The organism is Acinetobacter pittii ANC 4050, assembly GCF_000399685.1.
Taxonomy (GTDB): Bacteria; Pseudomonadota; Gammaproteobacteria; order Pseudomonadales; family Moraxellaceae; genus Acinetobacter; species Acinetobacter pittii_E.
This window is the reverse complement of the sequence record NZ_KB976987.1, coordinates 1,284,794-1,298,692: the sequence shown is the minus strand read 5'-3', so window position 1 is coordinate 1,298,692 and position 13,899 is coordinate 1,284,794. Positions and strand designations below refer to the sequence as shown.

11 protein-coding genes are annotated in these 13,899 nt (G+C 37.8%); 1 reads left to right on the top strand and 10 read right to left on the bottom strand.

All coding sequences use genetic code 11. The features are described from left to right. Positions 1-77: 77 nt before the first annotated feature. The gene (gene putA, locus F931_RS09865) at positions 78-3,830 is read right to left on the bottom strand and encodes a trifunctional transcriptional regulator/proline dehydrogenase/L-glutamate gamma-semialdehyde dehydrogenase (RefSeq protein ID WP_016141227.1); all 3,753 of its coding nucleotides are present in this window, start codon (positions 3,828-3,830) and stop codon (positions 78-80) included. Between the two features lie 124 nt (positions 3,831-3,954). Here putA and F931_RS09860 point away from each other — a divergent pair, with 124 nt between their 5' ends. Further along, a complete protein-coding gene (locus F931_RS09860) occupies positions 3,955-4,443 on the top strand; it encodes an Lrp/AsnC ligand binding domain-containing protein (protein WP_004792785.1) in 489 nt (162 codons plus the stop codon). Between the two features lie 33 nt (positions 4,444-4,476). On the opposite strand, the gene putP is transcribed toward F931_RS09860, so the two are convergent. The 9 genes from putP to sstT form a co-directional block, all read right to left on the bottom strand. Then, on the bottom strand, positions 4,477-5,967 hold the full coding sequence (gene putP / locus F931_RS09855) for a sodium/proline symporter PutP (RefSeq protein WP_016141226.1): 1,491 nt from the start codon (positions 5,965-5,967) through the stop codon (positions 4,477-4,479). A 409-nt stretch (positions 5,968-6,376) separates the two neighbouring features. After that, on the bottom strand, positions 6,377-7,084 hold the full coding sequence (gene npdA, locus F931_RS09850; RefSeq protein WP_080649468.1) for an SIR2 family NAD-dependent protein deacylase: 708 nt from the start codon (positions 7,082-7,084) through the stop codon (positions 6,377-6,379). Between the two features lie 90 nt (positions 7,085-7,174). Then, the gene (gene gcvH / locus F931_RS09845) at positions 7,175-7,549 is read right to left on the bottom strand and encodes a glycine cleavage system protein GcvH (protein ID WP_016141224.1); all 375 of its coding nucleotides are present in this window, start codon (positions 7,547-7,549) and stop codon (positions 7,175-7,177) included. Between the two features lie 37 nt (positions 7,550-7,586). Beyond that, a complete protein-coding gene (locus tag F931_RS09840) occupies positions 7,587-8,612 on the bottom strand; it encodes an AraC family transcriptional regulator (RefSeq protein ID WP_016141223.1) in 1,026 nt (341 codons plus the stop codon). A 108-nt stretch (positions 8,613-8,720) separates the two neighbouring features. Beyond that, positions 8,721-9,161: a MaoC family dehydratase gene (locus F931_RS09835; RefSeq protein WP_016141222.1), complete on the bottom strand. Its 441-nt coding sequence runs from the start codon at positions 9,159-9,161 to the stop codon at positions 8,721-8,723. Further along, positions 9,161-11,008: an ABC transporter ATP-binding protein gene (locus F931_RS09830; protein WP_016141221.1), complete on the bottom strand. Its 1,848-nt coding sequence runs from the start codon at positions 11,006-11,008 to the stop codon at positions 9,161-9,163. The genes F931_RS09835 and F931_RS09830 overlap by 1 nt, the downstream gene beginning before the upstream one ends. 364 nt (positions 11,009-11,372) lie before the next feature. Beyond that, positions 11,373-11,909 (bottom strand): DUF2058 domain-containing protein, encoded by a 537-nt coding sequence (gene yaiL, locus F931_RS09825; protein WP_016141220.1) that lies wholly within the window; start codon positions 11,907-11,909, stop codon positions 11,373-11,375. A 3-nt stretch (positions 11,910-11,912) separates the two neighbouring features. Then, positions 11,913-12,593, bottom strand: a complete 681-nt coding sequence (locus tag F931_RS09820; RefSeq protein WP_016141219.1) for a YoaK family protein — start codon at positions 12,591-12,593, stop codon at positions 11,913-11,915. A gap of 5 nt (positions 12,594-12,598) precedes the next feature. After that, entirely contained in the window at positions 12,599-13,801 is a 1,203-nt protein-coding gene (gene sstT, locus F931_RS09815; RefSeq protein WP_016141218.1) for a serine/threonine transporter SstT, read from the bottom strand. Positions 13,802-13,899 lie beyond the last annotated feature (98 nt).

Sequence of the window (13,899 nt, the reverse complement as noted above, 5' to 3'; positions counted from 1 at the left end):
ATATATTTAAGAATAGATTACTTGATTAAATAAAAAAGCCCAAATACTGAGATTTGGGCTTTTTAGAAAGTTAGGTATTAATCAGTCATTGTCATTAAGCTTGCGTTACCACCAGCTGCAGCTGTATTCACACTAATTGCACGTTCAATCACTAAACGTTCAAGTGGAATAGTTTCATTCGGCTCAACATGGGTAATACCAACGATTGCACCAGAACGAGTAGCAATCTCTTGCTGTAATGAGAAGATCTCTTCGCGATTACCATGATGTAAAACTGCATCAAAATCATCTGATGAGATGTTTTTAACTGTAGTAATTGCGGCAAGCACATCTTTTGGCAATGTTTGTTTGTATTTTGCCAACAATGGACTATTTGGCATTACGGCCGCTTGGCTGCCCACTGCAAAAATTGCGAGCAACTGATGCAATTGATTTTGTTCTGTATCAGCGATTGAAAGAACACGATGACGCGGCAAAATAATATATTGGTTACTTTCCCCAGTAGGGCCTTGTAACTCATAGAATTTACCAACACCAAATGGTTCGATATCACAATTAGCTTGCGGTAAATGCTGTTTCGCCCAATTTTGTAAGCTCTGATAAACCTCACGGTTAAAGCCTTCAAAAGCAGTTTGCTCAGTCTTCATGGCAAATGGTGTTGCCAATACTTTGTTTGAACAATGTTGCATTAAGCGATACATGTAAAGCGGACCGCCAGCTTTTGGACCTGTACCAGATAGACCTTCACCACCAAATGGTTGAACACCAACAACAGCACCAACAATATTGCGGTTGATATAAAGGTTACCCACTTCAGCATGCTGAATGACTGTTTGGATGGTTTCATCAATACGGGTATGTAGACCCATTGTTAAACCATAGCCTTTGGCATTAATTCGTGAAATGAGTTGTTCAAGCTCACCATACTTATAGGTAATGATGTGTAAAACTGGACCAAAAACTTCGCGTTGTAAGTCATCAAGATTAGGAAGTTCAATCGCTGTTGGTACAACAAAAGTTCCTTTATCTAATTCATTCTGGCTTGTTGCACCGAACATCAACTGATGTACCGGATAGCCTTTAGACTTCATTTTTTGAATGTGCTGGTCAATCGTTTGTTTTGCTTCGTCATCAATAACAGGACCAATGTCAGTTTTTAAAATTGCAGGGTTACCTACGATCAACTGTTGCATTGCACCTTTAAGCATTTTAATCACGGTTGCAGCACTGTCTTCTTGTACACATAAAATACGTAAAGCAGAGCAACGCTGACCCGCGCTATCAAAAGCAGAACTTACAACATCAAGAACGACTTGTTCAGTTAATGCTGATGAGTCCACAATCATTGCATTTTGACCGCCAGTCTCTGCAATGAGAGGAATAGATTGGCCATTATCAGATAAACGTTTCGCAACAGTCTTCTGCAAAATTTTTGCAACTTCAGTCGAACCTGTAAACATGATGCCATCGATACGGCTATCTTGGCTAAGCTGAGCACCGACTGTCTCACCGCGACCAGGAAGTAGCTGTACAGCACCATGTGGAATACCGGCTTCCCATAAAATCTGAACTGCTTGAGCTGCGATTAATGGCGTTTGTTCAGCAGGTTTAGCAATAACACAGTTACCACTCACTAATGCTGCAGCAATTTGGCCAGAGAAAATTGCAAGAGGGAAGTTCCATGGGCTAATACAAAGTACCGTACCTAGAGGCTGAATAGCTGTATTTGCTGGTAGGTTTTCAACTTGAGTTGCGTAGTAACGTAAGAAGTCTACAGCTTCGCGAACTTCTGCAATCGCATTGGCATAAGTTTTACCGCTTTCACGGCAGAGTAAAACCATCAATTCTTGAATGCGGCTTTCCATAAGGTCAGCTGCACGTTTTAAGTATTCAGCACGCTGCTCTTTAGGTGTATTTGACCATTCAGATTGTGCTTGTTCCGCTGAGCTAAGTGCAATTTCGACATGCTTAAGATCAGCTTCTTGTACATAACCAACAATTTCATCATTTTGTGCTGGGTTTGTAATTGCAACAGAATGACCTTGCTCTAATGAATCGTTATTTGCCAATAATGGATGGCTTTGCCAAACACGATTACGTAATTCTTGAGCTGTGCTATCTAGAGCTGCAAGTGGAGCATCATTTGCTAAATCATAGCCTTTAGAGTTTTTACGAAGTGTTCCGTACATATCTAAAGGTAGAGGAATTGATGGATGTTTTAAACCAATCGAACCTTCAAGTTTAGCTGCATTACGAATATCGTAAATTGGAGACTGAATAAGATCATCAACTTTAAGCGTTTTATCAGCAATACGGTTAACGAATGAAGTATTCGCGCCATTTTCAAGTAAACGACGAACTAAATAAGCCAACAAAGTTTCATGGTTACCAACAGGAGCATAAATACGGCATGGCACGCCTAATTTATTTTGCTCGCGTGGGCCCACAACTTGCTCATAAAGCGGTTCACCCATGCCATGTAAACATTGGAACTCATATTGACCAGCATAATATTTGCTTGGATCAGCTAAATGATAGATTGTTGCCAATGTTTGAGCATTGTGAGTTGCAAATTGCGGATAGATAAATTCTGGCGCAGCAAGTAATTTTTTGGCACAAGCGATATAAGATAAATCTGTATGTACTTTACGAGTGAAGACAGGGTAGTCATCCATACCTTCGATTTGCGCTTTTTTAATTTCACTATCCCAATACGCACCTTTTACAAGACGGATCATGAGACGCTTTTGGCTGCGTTTAGCAAGGTCAATAATGTAATCAACTACGAAGAAACAGCGTTTTTGGTAAGCTTGAATAACGAAACCAATGCCTTTCCAGTTTGCAAGTTCCGGCTCAAAGCAAAGACGTTCAAGTAACTCAAGAGAAATTTCTAAACGTTCAGATTCTTCTGCATCAATATTTAAACCAATATTGTATTTTTTAGCCAAAAGAGCGAGTTCAAATACTTTGCCGTAGAGTTCTTTATGAACACGTTCAATTTGCGCACGTTGATAGCGAGGATGTAAAGCAGAAAGCTTAATTGAAATACCCGGGCCATCATATACACCTTTGCCATTAGACGCTTTACCAATTGCATGGATGGCTTGTGTGTAATCATTAAAGTAACGTTCAGCATCATGTTCGGTTAAAGCTGCTTCACCCAACATGTCATAAGAATAGCGGAACCCTTTATCTTCAAGCACTTTGGCATGGTCTACAGCTTCTTCAATGGTTTCACCAGTCACAAACTGTTCACCCATCATACGCATTGCAACGTCAACGGCTTTACGAATAATACCACGACCACTACGTGCTAAAAGGCCAGTAAGTACACTTGAAAGACTAGTTTGCTTTGGAGTTTCCATCAGCTTACCAGTTAACATGAGACCCCATGCTGCAGCATTTACAAACATTAAGCTGCTTTGGCCAACGTGTTCTTTCCAGTTACCTTGATTGATTTTATCTCGAATAAGCAAATCACGTGTTGCTGAGTCTGGGATACGAAGCAAAGCTTCGGCAAGACACATGAGTGCCACACCTTCTTGTGAAGAAAGAGAGAATTCTTGTAATAATCCTTGAACAATACCTGCTTTACCCGAAGAGGTCTTACGTTCACGTAAATTATTGGCAAGATTAAAAGCAAGGTCATAAATTTTATGATCTAAATCATCAGATACCGCAGCAGCTTGTAATAGCTCTTCTACAGCTTCCGGTTCAGCACGTCGCCAAGCTGTATTGATGCGTTGTTCAAACTCACTTTTATCGTTGAATTCGGTGATATAGCCTTGGTGAGATTTATCCATTTGATGAAAAGTATCCATTGTGTTCATATCTGTTTCCGCCAACCAGCTCTCGTAAACTCATCTTGAGTAGAGAGGTTTAGATAATTTATCATTACAGAAGAAACACCGAATAACTCACTATATTTAGCCCATTTTTTAGAGGAAAATTCAGATGAATGGCCCAATATTAAGCCTTGACCGCACTGATTTAAAAATTTTGGATATTCTTCAAACAGATGGGCGAATTTCTAATAGTAAATTGGCGGAACTTGTTAACTTGTCACCAACAGCGGTGATGGCCCGAGTTCAAAAATTAACGAAAGATGAATTCATCTTAGGATATGAAGCTAAATTAAATCCGGTTAAGTTAAACGCAAATTTTTTGGTGTTCGTTGAGGTGTTATTAGATAAAACGACACCTAACGTTTTAGATGAGTTTATTGATGCTGTGGTTCACTATCCAGAAATTGTTGAATGTCATATGGTAAGTGGTGGTTTTGATTTTTTAATTAAATTACGTAGTGGCAGTATGGAGGAGTTTAGACGCATTGCGGGACAGGTGCTGTGGCAATTGCCGGGGGTAAAAGAGACTCGTAGTTATCCAGTTATGCAAGTTGTAAAAGATACTTCAAAAATTAAAATTAAAACCAAAAATAAATAAAGGGGCCGAAGCCCCTTGATTTATTTCAATGAGTTATACGCTTTCTTTGTAGAGTTCATCTGCTTTTTCGAAGCGTCCAGTTACTGTTGTATTTGGCGCTTTAGTTAAAAGACTCACTACGATGATGCTGATAAATGCAAGAATAAAGCCTGGAATAATCTCGTAAACACCAGTGTCTGCGAAAAGGTTTTTCCAGCCAATGACTACAACTGCACCAACAATCATCCCCGCTAAAGCACCTTGTAAATTCATACGCTTCCAGAATAATGACAAGATAATAAGCGGCCCAAATGCAGCACCGAAACCAGCCCATGCATAAGCAACGAGACCAAGAACTTTACTGTCTGGGTTACCAGCAAGAACAATTGCAAGTACAGCAATCGCAAGAACCATAACACGGCCAACCCATACAAGTTCTTTCTGAGAAGCATTCTTGCGAATAAAACCTTTGTATAAATCTTCTGTCAATGCACTTGAACATACCAAAAGCTGGCAGCTCAACGTACTCATCACAGCAGCTAAAATTGCAGCCAGAATGATACCTACAATCCATGGATTGAATAAGATTTTAGTCAATTCCATAAATACTGTTTCAGGGTTTTTGCTTACAACTGCTGCTAATTCAGGATGTTGCTGGAAGTAAGCAATACCGAAGAAACCAGCGCCGACAGCACCAACTAAACATAAGATCATCCAAGTCATGCCAATACGACGAGCAGCAGGAATTGATTTTACAGAGTCAGCAGCCATGAAACGCACAAGAATGTGTGGCTGGCCAAAGTAACCTAAGCCCCATGCCATGGAGGATAGAACCGCCACTACACTTAAATCTGAAATAATATTAAATGCATGCGGGCGAGCAGTTTCAATGAGCGTAACGAAATGAGTCGTATCGCCAATTGCAAGATAGGTTACGATTGGTGTTAACAACAGAGCAAAAATCATTAAGCCAGCTTGGAATGTATCAGTCCAGCTAATTGCTAAGAATCCACCAATACAAACATAACTGATGGTTGCGATAGCACTGAGCCAAATAGCCGTGTTGTAAGACATTCCGAATAAATTTTCAAATAGTCGGGCGCCTGCTACCATGCCTGAAGCACAGTAAATTGCAAAGAAAACCAAGATAATAACCGCAGAAAAAATACGGAGTACTTTTTTCTGATCATCAAAACGGCTTGTAAAATAATCGGGCAAAGTTAATGCATTATTTTGAACTTCAGTATGAACGCGTAATCGACCAGCAACCAGTAGCCAGTTAAGCCAAGCACCGATAATAAGACCAATTGCAATCCAAGCTTCAGATAAACCAGAAAGATAAATCGCGCCTGGTAAGCCCATGAGTAGCCAGCCACTCATGTCTGATGCGCCTGCGGATAATGCAGTAACGAAACTGCCTAAACTACGACCACCGAGAATATAATCTGAGAAGTCGCTTGTAGCACGGTAGGCAAATAAGCCAATGAGTACCATTGCTACGATGTACACCATAAACATGATGAGGGTGGGATCAAAATAGCTCATAATGGATGTGTGTCCTTATATCCATAATCCGTGATTGTAACCTAATCCAGGTCGCTGTTTTCTTGTACGGCATTCAAGAGGTTGAGATTCAACCACAAAAGATTTTTTTGCTCTGTTATTTTTTTATTATATTTTTGTGTATTTGTGTAATTTAAAAATATGAATTTTATGAATTAAAAATTACTATATTAATCATTAATTTATATTGTTTTAATATTTGTTTTTAAAATTTTTTTTGGGAAAAAGTGATATTTTAGAAAATAATTAAACTCATATTGACTTATAAATAAGCAATTGATCGAAATTTTTCTATAGAAACTTAAAATAAATTACGTGAAATTGGCAAAAAAATAATCAATTAACAATAATTTTTATTAAAACTAAATTTTTTAAGTATTAAAAATGACAGTTATTGGACTAAATTTTCAAAAAGTTCATGCATTCCTTGAGTCGCTGACATCTTTAATAATTCATATTGTCTGGGAACACGCAAATGATCTGCATTTGGATCTATATAGTAGGCTTTACATTGATCTGAAATTTCATGTACTAAAGCTGCAACTGGATATACACTTAATGTGGACCCAATTACTATAAAAATATCCGCACTTTGCACTAATGTAATTGCTTCTTCATAAGCAGGTACAGCTTCACCAAACCAGACAACATGCGGACGCAACGGATAGCCATCTGGGCAAAAATCGTGTTCTAAATCTAGTTTGCAACCATTAATTTCATAAAATTGAGTGGTAAATTGTGCATTTGGCCCCGAACTTTTTGCTAAACGAATATTTCCATGCAAATGTAAAACGTTAAAACTTCCAGCCCTTTCATGTAAATCATCAATATTCTGAGTAATTACTTGTACGTCAAAATAATCTTGTAGTTTGGCAATATATTGATGAGCTGAGTTAGGTTCAGATTCTAAAATATTTTTACGTCGTTCATTGTAAAAGCGTTGAACTAGAGCAGGGTTCTTTTGCCATGCTTCAGGTGTGGCAACTTGTTGGATATCGTAATTTTCCCATAGACCATTACTATCACGAAAAGTGCTAATTCCACTTTCGGCACTCATACCAGCGCCTGAAAATACAACAAGTTTTGTCATAGAAGTCACCTATTCATACCACTAATTTTAAATAGATAAAGAAAAACCAGTTTAAGACTAAACTGGTTTTTATCAAATATTGAAAACGACGCCTATCTTTTATAAGCCAGCTTCATATTCTGAATTTGTTAAAAGTTTTTCAACATCTGCAATATTGTCTGGTTTAATTTTATAAATCCAGCCTTTACCATATGGGTCTTCATTTACAAAGTCAGGATCATCTTCAAGATCACTATTCACTTCTACTACTGTACCTGACACAGGGGCGTGAATATCAGATGCTGTTTTTACTGACTCAACTACACCAGCTTGTTCGCCAGCGGTAACTTGGCTTCCAACTTCTGGAGTTTCAACGTAAACCAAATCGCCAAGTTCATCTTGTGCATGATCGGTAATCCCTGTAATAACAAGATCACCCTCAATCTTTACCCACTCGTGTGTACGTGCATACTTCAGTTCCGAAGGATGATTCATGGTAACTCCTTAAGCTTGTGTCCAATAGTTTTAAACATTATAAGTATGGGTCTTTACGCCAGTTGCTCGGGCTGCGGCCACTCCAGCGTTTAAAAGCACGGCTAAAATTTGCAACGTCCGAATAGCCAAGTTCATCTGCAATTTGTTCAAGACTATAGTCTGTACGTGAAAGCAAAGAAGTTGCGTGTCGATAGCGCACTTCATCAACTAATGTAGAAAATGAAGTTCCTTCAGCCGCTAATTGACGTTTGAGTGTCCGGTCTGACATATGTAGACATTCAGCTACATTTTCGATGCTTAAATAATGTTGTTCAGAATTACTTAAAATATCACGAACACGCATTGCTAAACGGCGGCGTTCACCTAATGCAGAAAGTTCAGCTTCACATTGATTAATGGCAACTTGACTGGCGATTGGATCTGAATTGATTAATTTAAGTCCTAAGTATTTTTTATCAAAACTTGAAATTAAATGGGGTTGATTAAAGCGAATTGTGCTGCTTAATTTATTTCTATACTTTTCAAAACCTTCTGGTTCAGGAAAATCTAAATCTACATCGCCGGCTAAGTCTTCAATACCCGTAATCGCTTTGGCCATACTCATAATACCAATAGTCAAGCCTAAAACGATTTCTGTACGTAAAGGCTCAAGTTCTATATCACATTGTAATTGTAAGGTCGCTTTGGGGCCAAACGTTGAAAAGTAGAGTTGTAAAAAGGGTAAACGTAACTGAATAAAGCGTGCTGCAAGAGCAATTGCTTCTGTAATATCCTTGGCTGTCATAATTGCATAGCCAATGAAGCCATGAATCGAAATACGCATTTGAGTACCGAGATGGTAACCCAACGTAGTTTCACCAGTTAAATTAAGAGCGTGTTTAACCAGTTCATTTGCTACAGGTGTAGAAATACGATAATCAGGATCGGCCAGTTGTTCACTAGTAAGATTAAATGGAGCAAATAATGTTTCATCGTTATATCCCCAACGTGAAACAACATCTAATAGCAATAAGCCATAGACTCCTGGAATACCCTGATCTTGACGAGCTGAGGTAATTTTCATATGCGTTCCATTGCTCTCATCAATTTGTCACATGCATTTCTTATACATCTTGTCATGAAATATAATCTGAGTTTATAAAAACTGTTAGACAATCATATTAACCATGTTTTAAACATTCTTTTTAAAGACAACAATTTTTGTTGTTGAAATAAGTAATACGTCACCATTTTGATTTAAGGCTTGCGTAACGTAACTTACAATACCACGATCCAATTTTGTTTTGGATGGTGTGATCGCTGAAATTTCAGCTTCAACATGAATTTTATCACCCGGTCGAGTAGGGCGTGGCCACCGTAAACTTGATTCCGAACCGATTAAGCCACCCTGAATCGGCATACATTCTGTCCATAACCGCATAGTAATTGCAGAAGTATGCCAACCACTAGCAGCGATCCCCTGAAAAATTGGATCGTGCTTAGCTTGCTCTTCATCTATATGGAAGGGTTGAGGGTCATATGAGCTTGCGAATTTTTTGATTTCATCTAAGGTAATTTCATATTCACGGCTAATGAAACGATCACCAATTTTCAAATCTTCTAAATAAAGCATTAATCTTGACCCTGTAATACTTTTTGCTCAATTAAGAAACCGCCTGTTTGTCGCTTCCATAATTGTGCGTATATACCATCCTGCGCAATTAACTCTTCATGAGTTCCTTGTTCAGCAATTCGACCTTCATCAAGAACGATTAAACGGTCCATTTGTGCAATAGTAGATAAACGGTGAGCAATTGCAATAACGGTTTTATCAACCATCAGGTCATTTAAACTTGCCTGGATTGCTGCTTCAACTTCTGAATCTAATGCACTGGTTGCTTCATCTAAAATAAGAATAGGAGCATCTTTTAAGAATACTCGTGCAATAGCGATACGCTGTCTTTGACCACCAGAAAGTTTGACACCACGTTCACCTACCTGAGCGTTATAACCATTACGTCCTTTTAAATCAACTAATTGCGGTATAAATTCAGCAGCTTTGGCTTTATTTACAGCATTTTCCATATCTGCATCAGACGCATCTGGACGACCATACTTAATATTTTCTGCAACTGAGCGATGTAATAAAGAGGTATCTTGAGTAACTAAAGCAATATTAGCTCTTAGACTATCTTGAGTTACATCTTCAATATTTTGTCCATCAATTAAAATTGCACCTTGTTTAAGATGGTAAAAATGTAAAAGTAACTGAATTAACGTCGACTTTCCTGCGCCGGAACGTCCAACAATACCTATTTTTTCGCCTGCTTTAATATGTAAGTTGAAGTGATCAATTACATTTTTATTGTTATAAGCAAAGCTTACATCTTTAAATACAATCTCGCCTTTGGTGACGTTCAGTGATTTTGCGTCCGGTTTATCTTGAATATTGATTTTTTTACCTAATGTTTGCATACCATCTTGAATGGTGCCGACATTTTCAAATAAGGCTGACATATGCCACATCATGAATTCAGCCATACTATTAAGTTTTAAAATCATTGCAGTCGTTGCCGCGATAACACCTAATGCCGCTAAACCTTGAGTCCATAACCAAACAGAGGTACCAATTACACCTACAAACAAAACAGCAGACAACATATTAATGCTGACTTCAAAGAGGGTACCTAAACGCATTTGAGCATAGACTGTAGTCATAAACTCTTTCATTGATGCTTTTGCGTATTGGCTTTCACGACCAGCATGAGCAAATAATTTTACAGTTTGAATATTAGTGTACGCATCTGTTACGCGGCCAGTCATGATCGCTCTAGCATCGGCTTGTTGCTGAGAAACTTTACTTAAGCGAGGGATAAAGAACCATGCGCTTAATAAAAATAGACTTAACCAAACTAAAAGAGGAATAAGCAAGATTGGCGAAATTGCACCAAGAACAATACTGACCGTAATAAAGTAAATGCTGACATAAGCCAACATGTCACCCAAGATAATCCAGAACTCACGGATTGCTAATGCTGTTTGCATAACCTTGGCAGAAAGTCGACCTGCAAAGTCATTATGGAAAAAGTCCAAACTCTGTTTCAATAAAAGATTATGAAAACGCCAACGCAAACGCATTGGAAAAGTACTATATAAAATCTGATGTTTGATAATAGATTGTATATTTACAAAAAAGATATTAGTAAATAAAACAGCAATCAAAATGAGTAGATCAGTAGCATGCTGATTTAAAAAGCTTTCGGGATGACTTTTACTTAACCAATCTACGAGTTGCCCAATCTTTGAAAAAAGTAAGGCTTCAAAGCTTGCAGCACCTGCTGTAAAAAGAATAAGTAAAAATAAATAAGGGCGCACGCCTTCCGTAGCTTGCCAAACAAATGGGAAAAAACGAGTCGGTAAAGGTTCATCCAAACCTTTAGTTGGGTAGGGATCTACAAGTTTTTCAAACCACTTCAGCATGAATTACTACCTTTGAGACAAAAGCCACTTCATTAAATCTTTGCAATTTAATTTGCAAAAAGTCAGTTAGATCAATATCACTTAGGGTTTCGATCTTGTGAGTATGTGCAAATACACATGAACTGATTATGTTATACGTCTTTAATTGATAGATGACGCAAATATTGGAGACCTGAAGAAATCTTCAAGAACGTCGCGAGGACTAAAATATTATTCATTATATCGAGATTAATAGATAAAGGGTGAACGAATTTATTCTTTAGGTATTTTTTCTTCGTATTTTGAACATTTGTTAAATTGCTAGTGTCATACATAGAACTGAAAAAGGCCTTTAGATTAGTATCATAAAGGCCAAATTATGGTATTACCACATTAAGTCATCTGGAATAACATATGCTGCATATGGATCTTCTTCATCGGTAGCTTGTTCATTTTTCTCAGCATTATTAATTAAAATGAAACCCTGCATTTTTTGATCAATTTTTTCAGCTAACGCTTTCGGAAGATAGGCGTATTGATCTTGATCTTTAGCAATGACTAAACTGCCAGCAACAAGTGCGTTATAAACTTGCTGAGATAGATAAACTTTTTTGATTTTATTTTCATCAATAAATTGATAAGCCACATCGCCAGCAAAATCAGTAATTTTATGTTGCTTAATCATCTGAATGATTGACGCTTTAAGTGCTTTTTCTTCAAGCTGTTTCTGTTTTTCTAAATTTAAAGCCTGATCTTTAGCTAATTTTTCTTGTTGAGCTTTTTCAATATTCGCTTTGATTTCAGCCTCATCACTGAGTCCAAGACGTTGTTCGTGATGAGCTTGTTTAGTTAATTTTTTTGCTTTTTTATTATCAACTAAACCAGCTTTGAGTAGCTGTGCTTGTAAGGCATTTTTAACCATGTCTTAATCCTTATGTGAAGTTGAAGTGCTATAAAAATAAACTACCCAGTAAGAGATACTTAAGGTTAAGCTTAAAATTGCCGGCAATAAAAATGATTGTAGTTTCAAATATGGATGTACTACAGCGGCAAGAATCCCACCCAGTAGAAAGCCAGCAAAAATAAGTAAATGTAAAACAATACGTCGTTTTTCTACAATTAAGCCTCTGGCTTTATATCCAAGCGCTAAACCAATATCTGTCAATACACCGGATAGATGGGTGGTGCGGATGATCGTTCCTTTATAGTGGCTTACCATCGCATTTTGTAAACCCATTGCTGTACATGCCCATAATAATCCATAGCGTGGAAAATAAGGAAGTAATAGCCAGCAAAGAAAAATAAAGAAGGCTACAAGGCTCAAAGGTAAACCGTAACGACGATCTAGTCGAAAATGACTGCTGCCTAAAATAAAACCACTATAAAATGAACCGCAAACATAACAAATAATCACCAGAAGCAAAAAAATAATATGTTCTGGTTGCCACTCTACCAAACTCATCGCTAGCATACTAACGTTGCCAGTCATATGTGAAATCGATTGATGTAAAAGGGTGATTAACCCTAATACATTAATCATTCCAGCATTAAATGCCAGTAAAAAGGCTCCAAGTTGGAACCAGTTTGGTAGGCGCTGAAGTGGCATTTCGTTTATGAAGTTTGCTTAGAGCGGATATCTACAGCTGCGGTAAATAAAACATCTGTAGAAGAGTTAAGCGCTGTTTCTGTAGAGTCTTGCAATACGCTAATAATCATGCCAATAGCCACAACTTGCATAGCAATTTCTGTTGAAATTCCAAATAAACTACAAGCTACCGGAATCAGAAGTAAAGAACCACCTGCAACGCCAGAAGCACCACAAGCCGAAACAGTTGCAACAACTGATAGGATAAGCATTGTTGCAAAATCAACATGGATTCCAAGTGTATGTACAGTTGCGAGTGTTAGGACGGTAATCGTCACTGCTGCGCCTGCCATATTTACTGTTGCGCCTAGAGGGATAGACACACTTGCTGTAGATGGATTAACTCCTAAGCGCTCTGCCAAATCTAAGTTAACTGGAATATTGGCTGCTGAGCTACGTGTAAAGAATGCAGTAATTCCACTTTCTTTTAGGCACTTAAATACGAGAGGGTAAGGATTTCCGCGTATAGTAAGGGCAACAAGAAGAGGATTAATAACTAAAGCAACAAAGAACATAGTGCCTAATAGCACTACTAATAATTGTGCGTAGCTCTCAAGTGTTGCAAGACCAGCGTCGGCAAAAGTCACTGCAACTAACCCGAAAATACCAACAGGAGCAAAAGCAATTACTTTATGGATAATAGCACTTACAGCATGTGAAATATCCTGCATCACTTGTTTTGTCGTGTCTGAACTGTGGCGCATAGCTAAACCTAGACCAATTGCCCAAGCTAAAATACCAATAAAGTTAGCTTCACTAATTGCTTGAACAGGGTTTGCAATAAAGCTTAAAAGCAAATTTTTTAATATATCTGCGAGACTACCAGGCGCTTGTAAATCATTATGTGAAATTGTATTGAGGAATAACGTGCTTGGAAAAGAAAGGCTAACAATCACAGCTGTGAAAGCAGCAAGCAACATACCGACCACGTATAAAATCATAATAGGTCGTAAGTTCGCACTATGACCTACTTGAAAGTTGGCAATAGAGGAAAGCACCAATACAAAGACTAAAATAGGAGCAACCGATTTTAAGGCTTTAATGAAAAGCTCACCAAATAAACTTAAGTAAGGCGTAACGTTTGGAAATAGTAATGCAACGCCTATCCCTAGAATAATGGCGATAATAATCTTAGTGACTAAGCTTAATCGAGAAAAGAATGCAAGCATATAAAGGCCTTATTAACCTAATCATGGCTAAAGGTTGAACAAGCGGAGTATTTTATACTTAAGTGATGTGAATCTTAAGCTTTTTTATAATAACAATA